At 68.2% G+C, this 20,570-nt stretch carries 18 protein-coding genes; 6 read left to right on the forward strand and 12 right to left on the reverse strand.

Annotated features, from left to right (window positions below):
- The gene (locus ACQPYH_RS40920) at window positions 1-897 is read left to right on the forward strand and encodes an A/G-specific adenine glycosylase (protein WP_432883083.1); all 897 of its coding nucleotides are present in this window, start codon (window positions 1-3) and stop codon (window positions 895-897) included.
- A gap of 46 nt (window positions 898-943) precedes the next feature.
- Here ACQPYH_RS40920 and ACQPYH_RS40925 read toward each other — a convergent pair whose 3' ends face one another.
- From ACQPYH_RS40925 to ACQPYH_RS40950, 6 genes are all read right to left on the reverse strand, one after another.
- Window positions 944-1,831 carry a DivIVA domain-containing protein gene (locus ACQPYH_RS40925; RefSeq protein ID WP_432883086.1) on the reverse strand — a complete coding sequence of 296 codons (888 nt, stop codon included), beginning with the start codon at window positions 1,829-1,831 and terminating at the stop codon, window positions 944-946.
- 132 nt (window positions 1,832-1,963) lie between these two features.
- Window positions 1,964-3,946: a kinetoplast-associated-like protein gene (locus tag ACQPYH_RS40930; protein WP_432883088.1), complete on the reverse strand. Its 1,983-nt coding sequence runs from the start codon at window positions 3,944-3,946 to the stop codon at window positions 1,964-1,966.
- A 309-nt stretch (window positions 3,947-4,255) separates the two neighbouring features.
- Window positions 4,256-6,805 (reverse strand): ATP-dependent Clp protease ATP-binding subunit, encoded by a 2,550-nt coding sequence (locus ACQPYH_RS40935; RefSeq protein ID WP_432883091.1) that lies wholly within the window; start codon window positions 6,803-6,805, stop codon window positions 4,256-4,258.
- A gap of 340 nt (window positions 6,806-7,145) precedes the next feature.
- Window positions 7,146-7,475, reverse strand: a complete 330-nt coding sequence (locus ACQPYH_RS40940; RefSeq protein WP_134109801.1) for a histone-like nucleoid-structuring protein Lsr2 — start codon at window positions 7,473-7,475, stop codon at window positions 7,146-7,148.
- 228 nt (window positions 7,476-7,703) lie between these two features.
- Complete coding sequence (gene lysS, locus ACQPYH_RS40945; RefSeq protein WP_432883094.1) at window positions 7,704-9,224, reverse strand: lysine--tRNA ligase; 1,521 nt, start codon at window positions 9,222-9,224, stop codon at window positions 7,704-7,706.
- Window positions 9,225-9,233: 9 nt separating this feature from the next.
- The gene (locus ACQPYH_RS40950; RefSeq protein ID WP_432883097.1) at window positions 9,234-10,445 is read right to left on the reverse strand and encodes an MFS transporter; all 1,212 of its coding nucleotides are present in this window, start codon (window positions 10,443-10,445) and stop codon (window positions 9,234-9,236) included.
- Between the two features lie 58 nt (window positions 10,446-10,503).
- Here ACQPYH_RS40950 and ACQPYH_RS40955 point away from each other — a divergent pair, with 58 nt between their 5' ends.
- From ACQPYH_RS40955 to ACQPYH_RS40970, 4 genes are all read left to right on the forward strand, one after another.
- Window positions 10,504-11,073, forward strand: a complete 570-nt coding sequence (locus ACQPYH_RS40955) for an ArsR/SmtB family transcription factor (protein WP_432883099.1) — start codon at window positions 10,504-10,506, stop codon at window positions 11,071-11,073.
- Window positions 11,074-11,129: 56 nt separating this feature from the next.
- Window positions 11,130-11,576 (forward strand): NfeD family protein, encoded by a 447-nt coding sequence (locus tag ACQPYH_RS40960; RefSeq protein ID WP_432883102.1) that lies wholly within the window; start codon window positions 11,130-11,132, stop codon window positions 11,574-11,576.
- Window positions 11,564-12,460, forward strand: a complete 897-nt coding sequence (locus ACQPYH_RS40965; RefSeq protein WP_432883104.1) for an SPFH domain-containing protein — start codon at window positions 11,564-11,566, stop codon at window positions 12,458-12,460. The genes ACQPYH_RS40960 and ACQPYH_RS40965 overlap by 13 nt, the downstream gene beginning before the upstream one ends.
- Window positions 12,461-12,671: 211 nt before the next feature.
- Window positions 12,672-13,328 (forward strand): DedA family protein, encoded by a 657-nt coding sequence (locus tag ACQPYH_RS40970; protein WP_432883106.1) that lies wholly within the window; start codon window positions 12,672-12,674, stop codon window positions 13,326-13,328.
- Here ACQPYH_RS40970 and ACQPYH_RS40975 read toward each other — a convergent pair.
- Window positions 13,314-14,612, reverse strand: a complete 1,299-nt coding sequence (locus ACQPYH_RS40975; protein ID WP_432883109.1) for a hypothetical protein — start codon at window positions 14,610-14,612, stop codon at window positions 13,314-13,316. The two genes, ACQPYH_RS40970 and ACQPYH_RS40975, sit on opposite strands and share 15 nt — an antisense overlap.
- A gap of 135 nt (window positions 14,613-14,747) precedes the next feature.
- On the opposite strand from ACQPYH_RS40975, the gene ACQPYH_RS40980 reads away from it, so the two are divergent.
- Window positions 14,748-15,308, forward strand: a complete 561-nt coding sequence (locus ACQPYH_RS40980; protein ID WP_432883111.1) for a carboxymuconolactone decarboxylase family protein — start codon at window positions 14,748-14,750, stop codon at window positions 15,306-15,308.
- Here the strand turns inward: ACQPYH_RS40980 and ACQPYH_RS40985 are convergent.
- From ACQPYH_RS40985 to ACQPYH_RS41005, 5 genes are all read right to left on the reverse strand, one after another.
- Window positions 15,296-16,735: a multicopper oxidase family protein gene (locus ACQPYH_RS40985; protein ID WP_432883114.1), complete on the reverse strand. Its 1,440-nt coding sequence runs from the start codon at window positions 16,733-16,735 to the stop codon at window positions 15,296-15,298. The two genes, ACQPYH_RS40980 and ACQPYH_RS40985, sit on opposite strands and share 13 nt — an antisense overlap.
- A gap of 29 nt (window positions 16,736-16,764) precedes the next feature.
- Window positions 16,765-17,205 (reverse strand): hypothetical protein, encoded by a 441-nt coding sequence (locus tag ACQPYH_RS40990; protein ID WP_432883115.1) that lies wholly within the window; start codon window positions 17,203-17,205, stop codon window positions 16,765-16,767.
- A 69-nt stretch (window positions 17,206-17,274) separates the two neighbouring features.
- Window positions 17,275-18,039, reverse strand: coding sequence for a type III pantothenate kinase (locus ACQPYH_RS40995; protein WP_432883118.1), 765 nt, complete (start codon window positions 18,037-18,039; stop codon window positions 17,275-17,277).
- Window positions 18,039-18,893, reverse strand: a complete 855-nt coding sequence (gene nadC, locus ACQPYH_RS41000) for a carboxylating nicotinate-nucleotide diphosphorylase (RefSeq protein WP_432883120.1) — start codon at window positions 18,891-18,893, stop codon at window positions 18,039-18,041. Before nadC ends, ACQPYH_RS40995 begins: the two co-directional genes overlap by 1 nt.
- Complete coding sequence (locus ACQPYH_RS41005) at window positions 18,886-20,553, reverse strand: L-aspartate oxidase (protein WP_432883122.1); 1,668 nt, start codon at window positions 20,551-20,553, stop codon at window positions 18,886-18,888. Before ACQPYH_RS41005 ends, nadC begins: the two co-directional genes overlap by 8 nt.
- Window positions 20,554-20,570: the final 17 nt, after the last annotated feature.

Raw genomic sequence — 20,570 nt, forward strand, 5'->3', positions numbered from 1 at the left:
GTGCTCGACCAGTCAGGCTCGCCGCTAGCCACCGCTCTCCACGACCCGGTACTGCGTTGGTACGACGCCAATGCCCGGTCACTGCCGTGGCGGGAGCCGGATGCCGGAGCGTGGGCGGTCATGGTCAGCGAGTTCATGCTGCAGCAGACACCGGTGAACCGGGTGCTGCCGGCGTACCGGAGCTGGTTGGAGCGGTGGCCGAAGCCGGTGGACCTGGCCGCAGCGGCCCCTGGTGAGGCTGTAAGGGCCTGGGACCGGCTCGGGTACCCCAGGCGCGCCTTGCGGCTGCACGCGGCGGCTCAGGCGATTGTGGAGCGTCACGGCGGCGAAGTGCCGGACGACCACGCCGCACTGCTCGCACTGCCGGGCGTCGGGACATACACGGCTGCCGCGATCGCATCGTTTGCCTTCGGCCAACGTCATGCCGTCGTCGACACCAACGTCCGCCGGGTCCTCGCCCGAGCCCTGACCGGCGTCGCCCAGCCGAGCATCTCCCCCACCGCCGCAGATCAGCGCCTGGCAACCAGTGCGCTCCCGGCTGACGAGCCGACAGCCGCCCGCTGGGCCGTCGCCTCGATGGAGCTCGGCGCACTCATCTGCACCGCCCGTACGCCGCGATGCGCCGACTGCCCGATCCGCTCGCGCTGCGCATGGGTCCGCGCCGGCAGCCCGCCGTACGACGGCCCGCCGCGCCGCGGTCAGACCTACGAAGGCACCGACCGCCAAGCCCGCGGCCGGCTCCTCGCCGTCCTGCGGGCCGCGTCGGCGCCCGTGCCCAAGGACAAGCTGGACGCGTCCTGGCCGGATGCCGTGCAGCGCGAACGTGCGCTGGACGGATTAGTTGCCGACGGCCTCGTAGAACCGCTCGCCCGCAAGCGTTACCGGCTCCCCGAATGAGCAAGAGGCCGGCTCGACGAACTCGAGCCGGCCTCTTAGCGGTGCTTCAGTTCTTCTTGCTGCCGGCGGGTGCTTCTTCGTCGTCGGCCAGCAGGTCGAGCGGCATCGCCGGGCTGCCGGACAGCGTCGCCAGCATCTGGCGGACGTTGGTCAGCTGCGCGTTGATGCTGTCACGACGCTGCGTCGCGGCGGCGAGCTCACGCTCGGACTCGGCGCGGATCCGCTCGGACTTGTCCTTCGCGGCGGCGACGATCTCCTGGGCCTGCCGGTTGGCGTCGGCCAGCTGCTGCTGCGACAACCGCTCGGCCTCGGAACGCGACCGGTCGGCCTCCCGCTGCACCTGGGCGGCGCGGTCGGTGACGGCGGCCAGCTGCTGCTCGGCCAGCGCGGTGCGGGCAGCGAACTCCTGCTCGACCTTGCCCCGGCGCTCGGCCAGGGTGGTCTCGAAGGCGGCCGCGGCCTGAGCGGACTTGGCCCGCTCCTGCTCGTACAGCGCCTGGGCCTCGCTGCGGCGCGCAGTGGCGTCGCGCTCGGCCTCGTCGCGCATGTCGTCGGCCTGGGTCCGGGCCTCTTCGAGGATCCGGGCGGCCTCTGCGTCGACCTCGCTCTTCCAGTCCAGGGAGTACTGCTCGGCCTCCTTGCGGACCTTCTTCGCGTGCGACTCACCGTCGGCGACGATCGCCTCCGCATCGGTGCGCGCGCGGGTCACCAGGTCACGGGCCTCGTCGTCGGCCAGCGACAGGATCTTCGCGACGCGCTCACCGAACTCGGTGAACGTCGGCGTCCGGTCCTTGGAGTCCTCCTGGGCGGAGATGACGGCCGCTTCCGCTGCGTCCGTGCGGGACTGCAGCTCCTGCACATGACGCTGCAGCTGCTCGGACTGCTGCTGCAGCGCAGTCAGAGAGGTGGTCAGCTCACGGATGTGCTGATCCACCTGGGCAGGCTCGTAGCCACGCAGAACGGTACGGAACGGGGTTGGGCTTTCACTGCTCATGTTTTCCGATGCTCACTTCGATGGGTGGGTGGATCACACATTGTCACTGACAAGGATCTGACTGTCACGTCCTCATCCTGATTCCCCCGTGGAACCCTCACTGGAGGACATTCCACCACCTGGGCGGAACCCCGGTACAGCGAGTGCCTCGATCACACCCGAAAGCTGGGTGAGCTCCTTGGTGATCTCATCACGGCGCTGGTTCAACGCCGCGACCCTCGCCTCGGCTTCGGCGAGAAGTTTTCGTGCCTGTGCGCGAAGACTATCGGCGTGGTCGCGCGCCTGCGCCTCCAACTGCTGGGCTTCGCCCCGCGACCTGCGGATCAGCTCGTGCGACTGACGCTGTGCTTCGGCCAGGTCGTTGGCCGCGCGCTCGCGCAGATGCTGGGTCGCGGACTCTGCCTCGGCCTCACGACGGTTGGCCCGCTCGATGATCTCGCGGGCGTCGTTCGCGGCCGAGCCCTTCAGCCGGTCGGCCCGGACCTGCGCCTGGGCGGTGACCTTCTCGGCCTCCTGCTTCGCGGCGGCCAGCGTCGCCTCGGCCTGCTCGCCGGCGGCGTACAGCGTCGTCTCGGCGAGCGTGGTCAGCTCCGCGTTCTCCTTGGCGATCGCGTCCTGGGTCTGCTTCAGGCGGCTGGTCGAACGGCCGACGACGCGGCGCAGATGCGCACGCTTCTGACGCATCAGCTCGGTGGCTTCGGCGGCGGCCGCGTCGCGGATCGACTGCGCCTCGGTCTCGGCGGCGCCGATCAGGTCATCGACGGTCTTCTTGCTCCACAGCGTCTGCTTCTCGGCCTCGGCCATCGCCAGCTCGGCCGACCGGTTCGCGTCCTCGACGATCCGCTGCGCCTCGGCGGACGCCGTCCGCCGGTCTGCCTCGATCGAGTCGACGACGAGCTTGGCCTGGGCCCTCGCGTCGGCCATCAGCCGCTCGTTGCCGGCTTCGGCCTCGGCCTTGCGCTCGGCGATCTCGGCGACGGCCTCGGCCCGCAGCTTGTCGATCTCCAGCGAGATCGACGCCAGCTTGGCCCGCTCGGTCTCCTCCAGCTCCGCAGTACGGCGCTCGAGCTCGGTGCGGTTCTCGCCGCGCAGCCGCTCGATCTCGGCATGCGCCTCGCCGATCTCGCGACGGGACTTCTCCCTGGCCACCTCGACCTCGCGGTCGACCGCGGCCCGCAGGTCGCTCGCCTCGGCCTCGGAGCGGGCGATCAGGTCGGCCTCGTTGCGTACGGCGGCCTGTGAGACCAGCGCGGCCTGCTCGCCTGCATCCGAGACGAGCTGCTGCGCTTCCTTGCCGGCCCGCTCGACGGTGGCCTGCGCGGACTCGCGGGCGAGCTGGGCCTCTTCGAGCAGCTCGTCGGCCTCGTCCTTCAGACGTGCTGCTTCGCTCTCGGCGGCAGCGATCCGGCGCTGCGCCGCAGCCTGCGACTCGGCCCGCAACTGGTCTGCGGTCGCCTGGCTCTCGATCTGCAACTGCTCGGCCGCGGCCTCCGACTCCGCCCGGCGCTTCGCGACCTCGTCGGCGACAGTGGCGCGCAGCTGCTCTGCGGCGGACTCCGACTCGGTCTTCAGCCGCTCCGCGATCGCGGTGGCCTCGGAACGGACCCGATCGGCTTCCGCGTTGGCATCGCTGGTCAGCTTGTCGGCCGCGGCGGCAGCATCCCGACGCACCCGATCGGCTTCGCCGGTGGACTCCGCACGCAGCCGGTTGGCGGCTTCCTCGGCCTCGGAGCGGACTCGCTCGGCCTCGGCCTTGGAATCGGTGCGGAGTTGCTCGGCGGAGCGCTCCGCGTCGTTCAGGACCCGCTGGGCAGCCGCCATCGCGTCGGTCCGGAGCTTCCGGGCGGCGGCCTCGGCCTCGGCCTTCAGCTGCTCGTTCTCGGCGCGGATCCGGCCGGCCTCGTCGCGGGCCACATCGTTCTCGTGCTCGGCCTGCTCGCGCAGCGTGTCCGCGATCCGCTGGGCCCGCTCGAGTACGCCGCCGGCCTGCCGCACGCCAAAGGAACCGGTGTCAGCGACCGGTTCCTGGGTCAGGGGCAGACGCGGAGCGTCCATGCGACGAGATGATTCCATCCCCGGCCCCCTTTCCGACAGTCCGGGTCCGAACAGCGTGCTCACAGGGTTAACAACGCAGTAGACAGGCGGTAGGTAACTGCTTCATCAGCAGTTGCGCGATCTTCCCATCGATACGTTGGCGGGCGCGACCCACTCCCGTATCGAAGTGGTCACGCTCCGCAGGACGATACGACCAGTCAGTAGCCTTCGCGCAAATCAGGCGTGTCGCACCGATACGCAGAACCGCGGCGCAGTACTCCGGACATGCAGAAGGCCCCGCCGGAGCGGGGCCTTCTGGGTTGGCGTCGGTTACGTGTCCTGGACGCCGGAAGTCGGACCGTTGCTGCCGCCGGCGGTCAGGTCGGTCAGCTCCAGGTCGGACGTCGAGGACTTCTCGGCACCGGTGAACTTGAAGAACTCGGTCACGCCGTCGTCGTTGACCTTGCCCTCGGGCACCGCGTCGACCAGGACGATCTGGCCGGGACGCAGCTCCCCGAACAGGATCTTCTCGGCCAGCACGTCCTCGATGTCACGCTGCAGTGCGCGACGCAACGGACGAGCACCCAGCACCGGGTCGAAGCCACGCTCGGCGGCCAGCTTCTTCGCCGCCGGGGTGAGCTCGATCCCCATGTCCTTGTCCTTCAGCCGCTGCTCGATCTGGGCGACCATCAGGTCCACGATCCGGACGATGTCCTCCATCGTGTGCTGGTGGAAGACCACGATCTCGTCGACACGGTTCAGGAACTCGGGCCGGAAGTGCTGCTTGAGCTCCTCGGTGACCTTCGCCTTCATCTTCTCGTACGAGCCGCCGACATCGTTCGCCTGGGAGAAGCCGAGGCTCACCGACTTGGCGATGTCCTTGGTGCCCAGGTTCGTGGTCATGATGATGACGGTGTTCTTGAAGTCGACCACGCGGCCCTGGGCGTCGGTCAGACGACCCTCGTCCAGGATCTGCAGCAACGAGTTGAAGATGTCCGGGTGGGCCTTCTCCACCTCGTCGAACAGCACCACGGAGAACGGCTTGCGGCGGACCTTCTCGGTCAGCTGGCCACCCTCTTCGTAGCCGACGTACCCGGGAGGCGAACCGAACAGCCGGGAGGCCGTGTGCTTCTCCGAGTACTCCGACATGTCGAGGCTGATCAGCGCGTTCTCGTCGCCGAACAGGAACTCGGTCAGCGCCTTCGACAGCTCGGTCTTACCGACACCGGACGGGCCGGCGAAGATGAACGAGCCGCTCGGGCGACGCGGGTCCTTCAGCCCGGCGCGAGTACGCCGGATCGAACGGGACAGCGCCTTGACCGCGTCCTCCTGGCCGATGTAGCGCTTGTGGAGTTCCTTCTCCATGTCGAGCAGCCGGGACGACTCTTCCTCGGTCAGCTTGAACACGGGGATGCCCGTCGCGGTGCTCAGCACCTCGGCGATCAGCTCCTCGTCGACCTCGGCGACGACATCCATGTCGCCGGCCTTCCACTGCTTCTCCCGCTCGGACTTCGCGTTGATGAGCTTCTTCTCGTCGTCACGCAGCCGGGCGGCGCGCTCGAAGTCCTGCGCGTCGATCGCGGACTCCTTCTCCCGGCGAACGGTCGCGATCTTCTCGTCGAACTCGCGCAGGTCCGGCGGAGCCGTCATCCGGCGGATCCGCAACCGGGCCCCGGCCTCGTCGATCAGGTCGATCGCCTTGTCTGGCAGGAACCGGTCCGAGATGTACCGGTCGGCCATCTGCGCGGCGTTCACCAGCGCGGCGTCGGTGATCGTCACCCGGTGGTGCGCCTCGTACCGGTCGCGGAGGCCCTTGAGGATCTCGATCGTGTGTGCGATCGAGGGCTCAGCCACCTGGATCGGCTGGAACCGGCGCTCGAGCGCGGCGTCCTTCTCGACGTACTTGCGGTACTCGTCGAGGGTGGTCGCACCGATCGTCTGCAGCTCACCACGGGCCAGCATCGGCTTCAGGATGCTCGCGGCGTCGATCGCGCCCTCGGCCGCACCGGCCCCGACGAGGGTGTGGATCTCGTCGATGAACAGCACGATGTCGCCGCGGGTGCGGATCTCCTTGAGCACCTTCTTCAGGCGTTCCTCGAAGTCACCGCGGTAGCGCGAACCGGCTACCAGGGCGCCCAGGTCGAGGGAGTAGATCTGCTTGTCCTTCAGCGTCTCCGGGACGTCACCACGGACGATCTGCTGGGCCAGACCTTCCACGATGGCGGTCTTGCCGACGCCCGGCTCACCGATCAGGACAGGGTTGTTCTTGGTCCGCCGGGACAGCACCTGCATGACCCGCTCGATCTCCATCTCGCGCCCGATCACCGGGTCGAGCTTGGCCTCACGAGCGGACTGGGTGTAGTTCCGGCCGAACTGGTCGAGCACCAGGGAGCTGCTGGGGGCGCCCTCGGCGGGCGCACCGGCAGAGGTCGTCTCCTTGCCCTGGTAACCGCTCAGCAGCTGGATGACCTGCTGCCGGACCTTGTTCAGGTCCGCACCGAGCTTGACCAGGACCTGCGCGGCGACACCTTCACCCTCGCGGATGAGGCCGAGCAGGATGTGCTCGGTGCCGATGTAGTTGTGGCCCAGTTGCAGGGCCTCGCGCAGGGAGAGCTCCAGCACCTTCTTGGCGCGGGGGGTGAACGGGATGTGCCCGCTCGGGGCCTGCTGCCCCTGGCCGATGATCTCCTCGACCTGGGAACGAACGGCCTCGAGCGAGATACCCAGGCTCTCGAGAGCCTTGGCGGCGACCCCTTCACCCTCGTGGATCAGGCCGAGCAGGATGTGCTCGGTCCCGATGTAGTTGTGACTGAGCATCCTGGCCTCTTCCTGAGCCAGGACGACTACCCGACGGGCGCGGTCCGTAAATCGTTCAAACATCGCCAAAGCGCTCCTTGCCTCAGAGGAGTCGGACGTGCCGTGGTGGCCGACCCCCGTACATGCATGCTAGTCCCCGGTGCCGACAGGCTCGCTCTCGGCGAACACCCGATCACGCTCCCACCGACTGCCCGGATGGCATCACAAGGGGACAACCGCACTGATCACCAGCGTGTTCCCGGGTGGACCCGATCAGACAGCATGTTCGCCACCAGCGAATTTCCCCAACTACCTGTCCGGTCAGTCACCAGATCCGACACGCCGTGTCCCACTCTGTGAAACAACCGGAATGCGGACGGTCCCGGCACCCTTTGCAGGGGGCCGGGACCGGTGTCCGGAAAAGTTACTTGGCTTCGTTGTACGCCGCGCGCACCTCGGCGGAGATCCGGCCCCGCTCGCTGACCTCGTAGCCGTTCTCCTTGGCCCAGGCCCGGATGTCGGCGGAGTCCGACGCCGAACGGCCCCGGCCACGCGTCCGGCCCGCACCGCCGCGGCGGCCGGAAACCCGGCGCCCCGAGCCGACATATGCGGCCAGTGCGTCACGCAGTTTTGCGGCGTTCTTCTTGGACAGGTCGATCTCGTACGTCGTTCCGTCCAGCCCGAAGGTAACGGTCTCGTCGGCCTTACCGCCGTCGAGATCGTCCTCGAGAACCACCTGAACCCTTTGCGCCATCGATGACAACCTTTCCGCGCCCGCCATCGGGCACAATCCCCCTGCCGAATTGTTAGCACCTGATTTGTACCGCACAAACCGGGTTCGTGTCATTCATCGACGCCGCACCGCCATCGTAACTTTGAGTATTCATCCCGTCCGAAACCGGCTGGACCGGAATGAATTGACCCCGGATTTGCCGAACGAGTCCGTTGTGCTATGCAACGATCTGCGGAGGGATTCGGAGCATCATTCCGGCCGCAGCAACGGGAAGAGAATCGTCTCCCGGATACCGGTCCCGGTGAGAAGCATCACCAACCGGTCCAGGCCCATCCCCATGCCGCCGGCCGGCGGCATCCCGAATTCCATCGCCCGGAGGAAGTCCTCGTCCAGCTCCATCGCTTCCGGATCGCCGGCCGCGGCCAGCAACGACTGCGACACCAGGCGATCGCGCTGGATCACCGGGTCGTTCAGCTCGGAGTACGCCACCCCGAGCTCGACGCCGTTGAAGAACAGGTCCCAGGCCTCGACCAGGCCCGGAATTTCGCGGTGCGGCTTGGCCAACGGCCGCGCCGACTCCGGATAGTCGCGGACAAAGGTGGGCTGGATCAGCGTGTGCTCACAGAGCTTCTCGAACAAGTCGACCGCGATCTCCCCGGCATTCCGGCCCGGCTGCAGCTCAACGTCGTGCTGCTCGGCCAACTTGGTCAGAGCGGCCAGGTCGGTGGTCACGTCGACGCTCTCGCCGACCGCTTCGGAGAGCAGCCCGAAAAGCGTCGCGTGCTGGAACGGCTGCTCGATGTCGACGGTCGACCCGTCGCGCCCAGTGATCGTCGTACGACCGATCGCACGGCCGGCGTTCCGGATCAGCTCCTGGATGAGTTCGGCCATCGAGTCGTAATCGCCGTACGCCTGATAGGCCTCGATCATCGAGAATTCCGCCGAGTGGGTGGAGTCCAGCCCCTCGTTGCGGAACGTGCGGCCGATCTCGTAGACCCGGTCGACGCCGCCGATCATCGCGCGCTTGAGGTCGAGCTCGAGCGCGATCCGCAGCTTCATCTCCTGGTCGAACGCGTTCAGGTGCGTGCTGAACGGGCGGGCCGCGGCGCCGCCGTTGGTCAGCTGCAGCACCGGCGTCTCGACCTCGACGAAGCCGTGCTCGTCGTACGTCGCGCGCAGCGACTTCAGCACGGCTGCCTTCGCGCGGACCATCTCGCGGGCCTCGGGCCGGACGATCAGGTCGACGTACCGCATCCGGACGCGGGCCTCTTCGCTGAGCGGCTTGTACTCGTTCGGCAGCGGGCGCAGCGTCTTGGCGGCCATCTGCCAGCTGGTCACCTGCACCGACAGCTCGCCGCGCCGGCTGGTGATGACCTCGCCCTGAACAGCCATCAGGTCGCCGATGTCGACGAGCTGCTTGAACCTGGCCAGCTCCTCCTCGCCCAGATCGGCCAGCGACAGCATCACCTGCAGCTCGGTCCCGTCGCCCTCCCGGAGCCGGACGAAGCACAGCTTGCCGGTGTTGCGCAGGAAGATCACCCGGCCGACCACCGAGACCTGCTCACCGGTCCGGGTGTCGGGCTCCAGGTCCTGGCTGTCGTACTTCGCCCGCAGGTCCTTCAGCAGGTGCGTCCGCGGCACCGAGATCGGGTACGGCGGGACGCCTTCAGCCACCAAACGGTCACGCTTCTCCCGGCGAACCCGCATCTGCTCGGGCAGGTCGTCCTGCCCGTCGTCGGGGTTCACCGGGTCCACGTGCGTATCTGTCATGGCTCAAGGCTAGTGACTGACCGCCTCCAGCTCCGAATCCTTTACCCGCAGCACGAACGCACCGGCCACCGCCGCAGCCGCCGCACAGGCGATCCCGCAGGTCACGAACGTCGCCCGCGGACCGAGCAGCGCACCGGCCGCGCCGCCCAGCAGCAGGGCGAGGATGCTGAACGACCGGACCGTTCCGTTGAGGGCCGCGATCACGCGGCCGCGGACGTGCTCGGCCGACCTCGTCACCACGAGCGCGCTGGTCGCCGCGTTCAGCATCCCGCTGCCGACGCCGATCGTGGTCGCTCCGATCATCAGCGTCACGAAGTTGCCGGCCAGACCCATCAGCACACAGGAGCCGCCGATGGCCGCCATCCCGGCGACGATGCCCCACGACCGTCCGAGGTCGGCACGCAGCCGGCCGCTGTACCAGGCGCCGGCGATCGCACCGAGGCCGGTGGCCGCGCCGGCAGCGCCGTACAAGGACGGGCCGAGGCCGAGCTCGCGGGTGATCAGGAAGACCTCGACGACGTTGACCGCCTCGCCGACCACGACGAACAGCCAGAGCGCCGGGACGAGGATCCGCAGCAGGTCGTCGCCGAAGATCGCCCGCAGTCCGGGCATCACGCCGCCCTGCTCACCATCCTTCGCCGGCTCCGGCCGGCGACGGGTCTGAACCATTCGGGCGACCAGGACGAGAACCAGGAAGCTCCCGGCGTCGACGAGCAGTGCACCACGGGTCCCCGCCGCACCGACCAGCAGACCGCCGGCCGCCGAGCCGGCCAGTGTCGCAACCCCGATCAGGGCCTGGCTCGTCCCGGTGGTCCGGCCGACCAGCTGCTCGCCGACGATCCGCGGGATCAGCGCTCCCCACGCGGGACCGGCGACGGCCTGTCCTACTTGGAGAACGCAGACCAGGAGCAGCGTGTTGACCAGGTCGTGCACGAAGGCGAGGCCGACGCCGGCCACGACCTGCAGCAAACCCGACCAGACCAGGACCGTGCGGGAATCGAACCCGTCCACGATCCGCCCGGCGAACGGGATCGTCGCGACGGTCGGTACGGCGAACGCGAGCAGCAGGGCGGTGACCGCGGCCGGGCCGTGGCCGTCGGACACGCGCAGCATCAACGCGATCAGCGCGATCGAGTCACCTGCATAGGAGAGCGCACGGGCGGGCAGCACCAGGCGGATGTCGCGGTGCGACCAGATCGAAGTCTGAAGGGTTTGCTTCATAGATGTGAAGTTAATGCTTCATATTCCGATCCGTCAAGGGGTTCGCTACGCTGACGTCGTGGCCAAGCAGAAGCCCGTCGTGGTGATCTCCGATCCGCAGGCGATCCGTGCCCTGGCCCACCCGGCCCGGCAGCGGGTGATCGACGAGCTCTACAACGGCAAGGTGCTGACCGCGACCGAGTGCGCGGAGATCGCCGGCCTCACGCCGTCGGCGATGAGCTACCACCTGCGGGCGCTGGAGAAGTGGGGCATCATCGAGCGCGCCGAGGAGTCCGCCGACGGCCGCGAGCGCCCGTGGCGGGCGCGGGCGGCGAGCCTCCGGATCGACTCCACCAGCGCGGGAGCCGGGCGGCTGGCGGGCCACGCGATCATGCGCACCGCGATGAACGGCGTACTCGAGCAGTTCCAGGACCTGTCCGACGAGGACCCGTGGGACGAAGTCAGCACGCTGAGCCGGTCCCGGTTGTGGCTGACCCACGAAGAGGCCGTCCGGTTCGGCAAGGAGCTGAACGACCTGGTCGACCGGTTCAAGAAGAAGCGCACGCAGAGCGACCACCCGGCCGACGCCCGGCAGATCAGTTCGCTGTACGCCGTCGTACCGATCGGGAAGGCTCCGGAAGAGAGCTGAACCGTTAGCAACACAACGACGTATCCAGGAGTACCTTCGAAGTAGAGGTACATGTCATGCAGTCCTGGGTGCTTTGGGTGATCGTCGCCGCCGTCCTCGGCACGGCTGAGTTGATGGCAGCGACCTTCGACCTGCTCCTGCTCGCCATCGCAGCGCTCTCCGCGGGTGCGATCGCCGGGATCGGACTCGGTATCGGCTTCCAGGTGCTCGCCTTCACGGTCACCGCCGCCACGCTGGCCGTCCTGGTCCGGCCGGTGGCGCGCAGGCATCTGACCGGGCATCCGCATCTGCGCACCGGGGTCGCCGCCCTGATCGGACGAGAGGCCGTGGTGCTCGCTGCTTGTGACCGGGACGACGGCCGGGTCCGGATCGGCGGCGAAGAGTGGAGCGCCCGTTCGTACGACCCCCACCTGCACATCCCCGCGGGCACCCGGGTCGACGTTTTCGCCATCGAGGGGGCCACCGCCCTCGTCCATCCCCAGGAGGAGCCATGGCCGAACTGATCATCGGAATCGTCGTCGCATTGCTCGCGGTCGTGCTGGTACTGCGGACCGTCCGCATCGTCCCGCAGGCCCGGGCGAGCAACGTCGAGCGCCTCGGCCGGTACCTTCGCACGCTGGAGCCCGGGCTGAACGTCGTGATCCCGTTCGTCGACCGCCCCCGGCCGCTGATCGATCTGCGTGAGCAGGTGGTCTCGTTCCAGCCGAACTCCGTCATCACCGAGGACAACCTGGTCGTCCACATCGACACGGTCCTGTACTTCCAGGTCACCGATCCGCGCGCAGCGGCGTACGAGATCTACAACTACATCCAGGCGATCGAGCAGCTGACCGTCACCACGCTGCGAAACGTGATCGGCAGCCTGGACCTGGAGAAGACGCTGACCTCGCGCGAGCACATCAACTCGATCCTGCGCGGCGTACTCGACGAGGCGTCCGGCAAATGGGGTATCCGGGTGAACCGGGTCGAGCTGAAGGCGATCGAGCCGCCGGCGTCGATCAAGGAGTCGATGGAGAAGCAGATGCGGGCCGAGCGGGAGAAGCGGGCCGCGATCCTGAACGCCGAAGGTCAGCGGCAGTCGCGGATCCTGACCGCGGAGGGCGACCGGCAGGCCGCGATCCTGCGGGCCGAGGGCCAGGCGAAGGCGATCGACACGGTGTTCGAGGCGATCCACCGCAACGACCCGGACCCGAAGCTGCTCGCCTACCAGTACCTGCAGATGCTGCCCGAACTGGCGAAGGGCCCCGGCAACACGTTCTGGGTCATTCCGTCCGAGGTCACCAGCGCATTGCAGAACGTCACCAAGGCGTTCACCGGCGACACCGCGCCGACCCCACCGGCAATCCCGTCGGAGAACGGGCACAACCCTGAGATTTCCCGGGGATAAGTCGTGGCTGGTCGTCCCACGCCGTAGCGAGCAGGTGCTCGGTGCGGTGCATCGGCGCGCGGGGGCGAAGGGGTCGATGCGGAGCATCGTTCCCTTTGCACCCGTGCGGCGAGGTGCCGTGCCGAGTGCCGCGCAGTAGGCGTGGGACGACCGGCCACGACTTTATTGCCCCGTCACCAAATCGGTTGTCCCTCGATGTCACTATGGGTGCATGGGGGAACCTCTGTTGCTCGCGCAGGCGATCGCCATCCCGACCGGTGTGGCGATCCTCGCCTATCTCGTGGTCGGACTCGTCATCGGCGTCGAGAGCATCGGCATACCGCTGCCGGGTGAGACCACGCTGATCGCGGCCGCCCTGCTCGCCTCGCAGCACCATCTGCGGATCGAGTTCGTGATCCTCGCGGCAGCAACGGGCGCGATCATCGGCGACTCGATCGGGTACTTCGTCGGTCGCAAGGCAGGCCGTCGATTGTTCGAGCGACTCGGCAAGCGGTTCCACCACTTTTCCGAGGACCGGATCGTCCGCGCCGAGAAGTACTTCCACAAGTACGGCGTCTGGACGGTGTTCTTCGGCCGGTTCGTCGCGCTGCTGCGGATCTTCGCGGGCCCGATGGCCGGCATGCTGCGGATGCACTACCCGCGCTTCCTGGCCGCCAACGCCGCCGGCGGTATCGCCTGGTCGGCCACGATCGGCATCGTCGCGTACAAGATCGGCGACAACGCCGACAAGATCTTCGGCCGGGTGTCGCTGTGGGCGCTGGTCGGGATCGCGGTCGTCGTGGTCACGCTGTACGTCGTCCACAAGGTCCGCAAGCCCCACGACGTACCGGAACCGACGCCGAAGCCGGCCGAGTCAGCGGACGTGTAGCTGCAGGCCGGCCGTGGTGATGCCCTGCATCGGACGGCCGAACATCATCGGGCCGGGGATCACGAACCGGTAGACGAAGTCGCCCGGCTGCCCGGCCTTGAATGCCAGCGCGGTCTGGCCCTGCCGCATCGCCATCGCCTTGAGGTTCGCCCAGGTGCGGGTCTGCCGGTTCCAGGCCTGCAGCATCACGGTCGTGTTCATGGCCGGCTTGACCGTCAACGAGATCGTCACCATCGAGCCGGCCTTCTTCGCCGTGTCCCCACCGGCGAACCCGCCGGAGGCGACCCGGACCACACTCTTCGTGTACCCCGGCTTGCTCGTCGACGTCCCGGTGATCATGCCCGCCTTCGAATACACCGGCACGGTGATCTTGTACGGCCGGCTCCCCGTGGTCGCTACGCCGACGTCGTAGTACCCGCCCGCCGTCGTGGCACCGCGCCCCGCCGGGGTCCACCGCGCACCCGGCGTGACCTGCGTGAGGACCACGACCGGCACCCCGGCCGGTGTCGCCCGTTGACTCGTGCACGGGCTCTCCAGGTCGCAGCCGACCTGGTGCAGGATGACCCGCCCGCGGACCCGGATCGGCACGCTGTACTGCGCCAGCGGCGGCACTACGCCGCTGATCGAGCTGGTCAGACCGAGGACCTGACCGCCGATCTGCGTGCTCCACTCGTTCGTCGTCCGGAGCTGGAAGGCGTACGGCGGCTTGATGCTCTTGATCACCTGCCGGTTCGACATGGTCGCCGGGCCGATCGCCTTCAGCATCTGACCGGGCCGTCCGACCATCGGCACGTACCGCTGCGTCTTCTTGCCCTTGATGTCCAGCGGGTCGTTCGGGGTGAAGTCCTGCGGCGCAACCGGCACCGACCATCTGATCAGCACGCCGCGCCCCTGCGGAGCGACCGCGGCCGCACTCGGGCGCACCGGCCCGTCGGTGTCGAACACGGGCGACTTGGTGAGCTTGCTGGTCACGCCGCCCTGCGACGTACCGGTCGCCACCGCGACCTTGTAGTTCCCGTCCGGCGGGAACGCCGAGGTCGGGATCTCCCAGTGGTTCGGGTCACCGGCCGGGACGTACTTCACGTACGACGGGCTCTCGCTGAGCACACCCTCGATCGTGATCCGGTTCGGCTGGTTGGTGTCCTTCCAGGTCACCAGCACCGCCGCCCGGCCCTTGGGCGCCCAGGCCACCGACACATCGCTCGGCGCCGGATCCGAGGCACACGCGGTCAGCAAGGTCGCACCCACGACCATTGCCAGCGCCACGGCAAGCACGCGCCGCACTCGAACCACCTCGTCTCAGCTGCCTCACAACCGACCGGTGAACCATACCCAGTCCGCAGTACCTGATCCCCACGGCCGTTGCCGGATCGGTATCACGCTCCTACCGTGAGAGGAGCCACAAAGGGGGGAACAACGATGGCGTTCATCGACACACCCAAGGAACCGGAGTTCTTCGAGGCGAACCGAGCCCCGGCCGGCCACGTGCCCAACTTCGTCCAGACCTTCGCCGCACGGCCGGCCGTCTACGACGCCTGGAAACAGCTGAACGGCGCGATCAAGGAGTCCATGGACCTGCGCCGCTACGAGCTGGCCACGCTCGCCGCCGCGACCGCGCTGAAGTCGAGCTACTGCAGCCTCGCCCACGGGCAGGTGCTGGCCGACAAGTTCTACACAGCCGAGGAGGTAGCGGCGCTCGTCGACGAGCCGCCGCACAACCCGGTCGACGAGGCAGTGATGGCCTTCGCGAGGAAGGTCGCACTGGGAGCCGACAAGGTCACCCAGGCAGACGTCGACGGGCTGAAAGCAGTCGGCCTCACCGACGCCGACGTACTCGACGTTGCCCTGGCCGCCGCGGCCCGCGCGTTCTTCTCCAAGACCTTGGACGCCACCGGCACCCAGCCCGACTCGGTCTTCAACAACCTGCCCGACACCCTTCGTACGGCGCTGACCGTCGGCCGCCCGATCTACTCGGGGTGATTGTTCGGCCCGCCGCCGATGTGGAACTTCGTGCTGACGCCGTTGTACATCAGGTGCGTGATCAGGCCCTGTGCCGCGTGCGGCAGGTTGTGGCAGTGGTCCATCCAGATGCCCGGGTTGTTCGCGACGAAGGCCACCTCGTAGCTCTCCTTGTTCTCGACGTTGAGGGAGTCCGTCCACCACGGGCTCCCGGTCGCCTTCACCCCGTTCCGGCTGAGGACGACGAGGTGGTGGCCGTGCAGGTGCATCGGATGGACCTGACCCGAGGTGTTCTTGATCGTCATCCGGACGATGTCGCCCTCGCTCACCACGAACATCGGCACGTCCGGGTACTGGTGCCCGTTGATCGTCCACCACCGCAGCCCGGGCTTCCCGTCGAAGAACCCGATCCGCCGGCCGATGTCGTACCGGAACACCCGCGTCGCCTTCGCCGGGTCGAGCCCGATGGCCTTCGGTGAGCCGTAGGTCAGCAGATCGACGTGGTCCTTGGGCTCGGTCCCGGTCGGCGCATCACCGTCCCCGATCACCAGCGTCGTCGGTCCGCCGCCGAGCCCGATCCGCACCGGTTTGTCCGTGCGGATCTCCAGATCGACCCGCCCGCCGGCGGTCACGAGCACCTTCTTCCCGCTCACCTCGGTCGGCGCGTTCACGTCGGTCCCGTCGACCGCGACCACCTTGTACGACGCCCCGTCGACCCACACCGACATCGGTCCGTTGTCGGTGTTGATCAACCGCACGCGGGCCGTCGGGCCCGGTGCCTTCACCCGGCGTTCGCCGTACTCGCCGTTGACCGTGCGGATCTTGTCGTAGGTGTGCACGGCGGCGATCACATCATCGGTTGCGGGCTGGACGATCAGGACGCCGTACAAGCCCTTCTGCACCTGCTCGTGCGCGATCTGGTGCGAGTGGTACCAGTACGTGCCGACGTCCTTCGCCACGAAGCGGTACACGTACGACTTCCCGGGCTGGACCGCGTCCTGGGTGACACCCGCGACACCGTCTTCGGCATTCGGTACGTCGACACCGTGCCAGTGCAGCGTGACCCCGTCGGCCACGTTGTCGTTGTGCAGCGTGACCTGGATCAGATCGCCTTGTTTTGCGACGATCCGCGGCCCGGGCGAGGTGTGGTTCAGCGTGTAGCCGTCGAACGAGCCGCGGCCGGGGATGTCGAACCGCTCCTTGCGGGCGACCAGATCCACCGCGACATCGGGCTTCTGATCGGGCGGTCCGGTCAGCTCGCTGACGTCGACGCCGTGGTGCTCATGCTCCGACACCGGCCCGCCGCCGTAGTCGGCGTACCCCATCGACATCGGCGACAGGTTGTTCGGGACCAGGCTGCGCGTCCAGAAGAACACGATCGGCGTCAGTACGACGATCGTCGCGAGCAACGCGACCAGCACCCGGCGAGGCGGCAACCGCAACGTCACGGCCGCCGCCTGTCAGTTGCCAAAGGCATCTAAGCGGTCGCCTCGGTCGACTCCGTCGTGGCCGCCGGTGCAGGTGCACCAGCAGCACGTCTGGCCGCGATCCCGGCGACGGCGAGCAGAGCCAGCGCGTTCGCACCGTGCAGGGCGCCGACCACCGGTAGGGCGAAGGCCGCGAAGGCGAAGGCGATCTGCAACACGACCAGGCCGAAAACGTACAGCGCCCACTTGACGCCGCCCTGCACATGGGCGAAGAACGAGACGATCAGCAACAGCAGTGCGAGCAACGGGATGATCATCGACCCGACGATGCCGTGGAGGCTGTGGCCCCAGTTGCCTTCCCAGTTCTTGTCGATGACCAGACCGTCGTCCATGTCCTTCAGCGCGATGAACCAGCCGACCGCGATGGCCATCGCCTGGACCACGACGCCGATCGCAATGAGACCGGCCAGTACCCGATAAGTAGCTCTCATGGTTTCCCCCCAAAGTAGCTGGACTCATCGTGATCCAGATCACCTCAAGGGCACAAGAGGTTAATTGCCTCAGCTGTGGTTCCGGGCGTACGCCTGGTACAGACCGTGCAATGTCAGCAACGGTTCGTCGCGGATCGGAGTCGTCAGCTGGCCGATCAGGAGCGGTGCCAGCGCGCCGGTGAGGACGACGGGACTCTCCGCGTTCAGAGACTGCTCGGTCCGGATCCTCGCGACCAATCCGTCGACCAGGGCGGCGAACCCGTGGATCGCACCGGACTGCAGGGCCTCGACGGTGTTCTTCGCGACCACCGACCGCGGCCGGACCAGCTCGACGCGACGCAACTGTGCGGCGGCGTACCCGAGCGCGTCGGTCGCCGTTTCGATGCCTGGGGCAATCACTCCGCCGATGAACGCGCCGGCCGGGTTGACCACGTCGATCGTGATCGCCGTACCGACATCGACGATCAGGCAGGGTGCGCCGTACTTGTGCACCGCGGCGAGCGCGTTCGCGATCCGGTCCGTGCCGACCTCGCGCGGGTTGTCGACGAGCACCGGCAGCCCGGTCTTCACACCCGGCTCGACGACGACGCTCGGCACGTCGTGGTAGTACCGCGAGACGACGTCCCGCAGCTCGTGCAGCACATGCGGTACGGCGGAACACACGGCGATCCCGGACACCGGCGACTCACCGGCGAGCAGGCCCTGCAGCAGCACGGCCCACTCGTCCGCCGTACGTCGTGGGTCCGTGCCGACCCACCAATGCCGCTTGACCGTGCCTTCGAATACCAGGCCGACCAGCGTCCTGGTGTTCTCGACGGCGACGGCCAGCAACATCAGGACTCCTTCAGGTCCAGGGCGATATCGAGGACCGGAGCCGAGTGCGTCAAGGCACCGACCGCGAGGAAGTCCACCCCGGTCTCGGCGACCGCCCGGGCCTTGTCGAGCGTCAGTCCGCCGGAGGCCTCGAGCCGCGCGCGGCCGCCGACCTTCTCGACGGCTTCGCGCAGCAGCGGAACATCCATGTTGTCGAGCAGGATCAGCTCGGCACCGGACTCGACCGCGATCAGCGCGTCGTCGACCGAATCGACCTCCACCTCGATCGAGATGTCCGGATACGCCTTGCGCACCAGCCGGTACGCTTCCGCGACCCCGCCGGCCGCGATCACGTGGTTGTCCTTGATCAGCGCAGCGTCGGACAACGCCATCCGGTGGTTCTTGCCGCCGCCGCAGCGGACGGCGTACTTCTCCAGGGACCGCAGCAGCGGCATCGTCTTGCGGGTGTCGCGGATGACCGCTCCGGTGCCTGCGACCGCGTCCACCCAGCGCCGGGTCAGCGTGGCGACTCCGCTCAGGTGGCACAGCAGATTCAGTGTGGTGCGCTCGGCGGTGAGCAGCTGGCGGGTCTTGCCGCGGATCGTCATCAAGATGGCGCCGGCCTGCACGGACGCGCCGTCACGAACGGAGTGCTCGATCTCGATCTCGTCCGGAGCGGCGACCAGCCGCAGTACGAGCTCCGCGATCTCCAGCCCGGCCACCACGCCGTCGGTCCGCGCGACCAGCTCGGCAACCGAGATCTGGTCGGGGTCGATGGTGGCCGTGGTGGTCACGTCGACGCCCCCGGCGAGGTCCTCTTCGATGGTTGCCCGCACGAGGTCAACGACCCACTGGCGGTCGACTGTCTCATCCATGCCGGTGATTCTCCTCGGAAACGTGGGGAACGAACGTGGCCTGCGGCACAGCCCGCTCGGCCACGGCAGGCAGCGTCAGGTCCAGACTGCCGGACCAGTGCAGATCATCGCGATCCGGGTGGTCCTCGCGCCAGTGCGCGCCACGACTTTCCTCACGGGCGCTCGCGGCGGCCAGCAGCGCGGACGCGACCGTGACCAGGTTCGTCGCCTCCCATCCCGGCGTACCGGGCTCGTCGGCCGGCTGCTCGATCAGCTTGCCGATCGTCGCACCCGCGTCGGACAGACCGGCCGCGCTGCGGATCACGCCGGCGCCGGCGGTCATCGCCCGCTGCAGCTCCGGTACGACGTCCGCGTCGACCAGGCCCGGCGTACGGACGTCGACAGCCGGCTCCCTCCGCTCAGGCAGACCGTCGGCGAGGTGTGCGGCGATCCGGCGGGCGAACACGAGTCCTTCGAGCAACGAGTTCGACGCGAGCCGGTTGGCTCCGTGTACTCCGGTGCACGCGACCTCACCGCAGGCGTACAGGCCGGGCACCGAGGTCTGCCCGTTGAGGTCGGTCCGCACGCCGCCGGACGAGTAGTGGCAGGCCGGCGCGACCGGGATCAGCTCACGCACCGGGTCGATACCGTGCGAGCGGCAGGACGCGAGGATGGTCGGGAACCGCACCCGCCATTTCTCGTCGCCGAAGTGCCGGGCGTCGAGGTAGACGTGATCCTTGCTGGTGGCAAGCATCTGCCGCATGATCGCCTTCGCCACGATGTCGCGCGGAGCGAGGTCCGCGAGCTCGTGCTGCCCCTGCATGAATCGCTTGCCGGTGTGGTCGACCAGGAACGCGCCCTCGCCCCGGACGGCCTCGGAAACCAACGGCTGCTGGCCTTTCGCGCTCTTTCCCAGCCAGAGCACGGTCGGGTGGAACTGGATGAACTCGAGGTCGCGCACCTTGGCGCCGGCCCGCAACGCCAGCGCCATACCGTCACCGGTCGACACGCTCGGGTTGGTCGTTGCCGCATACAACTGTCCGAGACCGCCGGAGGCCAGGATGACGACGCGCGTGCGGATCGCTCCGACGCCGCCCAGCTGCCCTTCACCCATCACGTGCAGCGTGACGCCTGCGACCGCGCCGTCCTCGGCGGTCAGCAGGTCGAGGACGAGAGCGTGCTCGATCAGCCGGATGTCCTTGGCCCGCTTGACCGCGGCGACCAGTGCCCGCTCGATCTCCGCACCGGTCGCGTCGCCGCCGGCGTGCGCGATGCGGTTGCGGTGGTGTCCGCCCTCACGTCCGAGCGAGATCTCGCCGTCGGCCATCGTGTCGAAACGCGCGCCCAACTCGATCAGGTCGCGCACCGCGTCGGGGCCTTCGGTGACGAGCACACGGACGGCTTCCGGGTCGCTGAGCCCGGCGCCCGCGACCAACGTGTCCTGCAGGTGCTCCTCGGGCGAGTCCTCCGGGTCGAGCGCGGCGGCGATGCCGCCCTGTGCCCACTGCGTGGAGCCGGACGCAACGACATCCTTCGTCACCACGAGCACGGATCCCAGCTCCCGCGCCTTCAACGCAGCGCTCAGCCCCGCAACCCCGGAACCGATCACCACCACGTCGACAGAGTCGGTCCAGCCAGGCTCAGCTGCGGCCAGCCGTTGCGGGACTGCGGGTGCGGTCATTCGGCGACCGTATCAAC

The organism is Kribbella sp. CA-245084 (assembly GCF_050942355.1).
Lineage (GTDB): Bacteria > Actinomycetota > Actinomycetes > Propionibacteriales > Kribbellaceae > Kribbella.

What these genes read in the sequence shown, in the direction of transcription:
- ACQPYH_RS40950 (WP_432883097.1), bottom strand. Translation starts at nt 10,445, where the DNA reads ATGAAGCAAACCCTTCAGACTTCGATCTGGTCGCACCGCGACATCCGC.
- ACQPYH_RS41005 (WP_432883122.1), bottom strand. Translation starts at nt 20,553, where the DNA reads ATGACCGCACCCGCAGTCCCGCAACGGCTGGCCGCAGCTGAGCCTGGC.
- ACQPYH_RS40990 (WP_432883115.1), bottom strand. Translation starts at nt 17,205, where the DNA reads ATGAGAGCTACTTATCGGGTACTGGCCGGTCTCATTGCGATCGGCGTC.
- nadC (WP_432883120.1), bottom strand. Translation starts at nt 18,893, where the DNA reads ATGGATGAGACAGTCGACCGCCAGTGGGTCGTTGACCTCGTGCGGGCA.
- ACQPYH_RS40995 (WP_432883118.1), bottom strand. Translation starts at nt 18,039, where the DNA reads ATGTTGCTGGCCGTCGCCGTCGAGAACACCAGGACGCTGGTCGGCCTG.
- lysS (WP_432883094.1), bottom strand. Translation starts at nt 9,224, where the DNA reads ATGACAGATACGCACGTGGACCCGGTGAACCCCGACGACGGGCAGGAC.
- ACQPYH_RS40930 (WP_432883088.1), bottom strand. Translation starts at nt 3,946, where the DNA reads ATGGACGCTCCGCGTCTGCCCCTGACCCAGGAACCGGTCGCTGACACC.
- ACQPYH_RS40940 (WP_134109801.1), bottom strand. Translation starts at nt 7,475, where the DNA reads ATGGCGCAAAGGGTTCAGGTGGTTCTCGAGGACGATCTCGACGGCGGT.
- ACQPYH_RS40960 (WP_432883102.1), top strand. Translation starts at nt 11,130, where the DNA reads ATGCAGTCCTGGGTGCTTTGGGTGATCGTCGCCGCCGTCCTCGGCACG.
- ACQPYH_RS40980 (WP_432883111.1), top strand. Translation starts at nt 14,748, where the DNA reads ATGGCGTTCATCGACACACCCAAGGAACCGGAGTTCTTCGAGGCGAAC.
- ACQPYH_RS40970 (WP_432883106.1), top strand. Translation starts at nt 12,672, where the DNA reads ATGGGGGAACCTCTGTTGCTCGCGCAGGCGATCGCCATCCCGACCGGT.
- ACQPYH_RS40935 (WP_432883091.1), bottom strand. Translation starts at nt 6,805, where the DNA reads ATGTTTGAACGATTTACGGACCGCGCCCGTCGGGTAGTCGTCCTGGCT.
- ACQPYH_RS40965 (WP_432883104.1), top strand. Translation starts at nt 11,564, where the DNA reads ATGGCCGAACTGATCATCGGAATCGTCGTCGCATTGCTCGCGGTCGTG.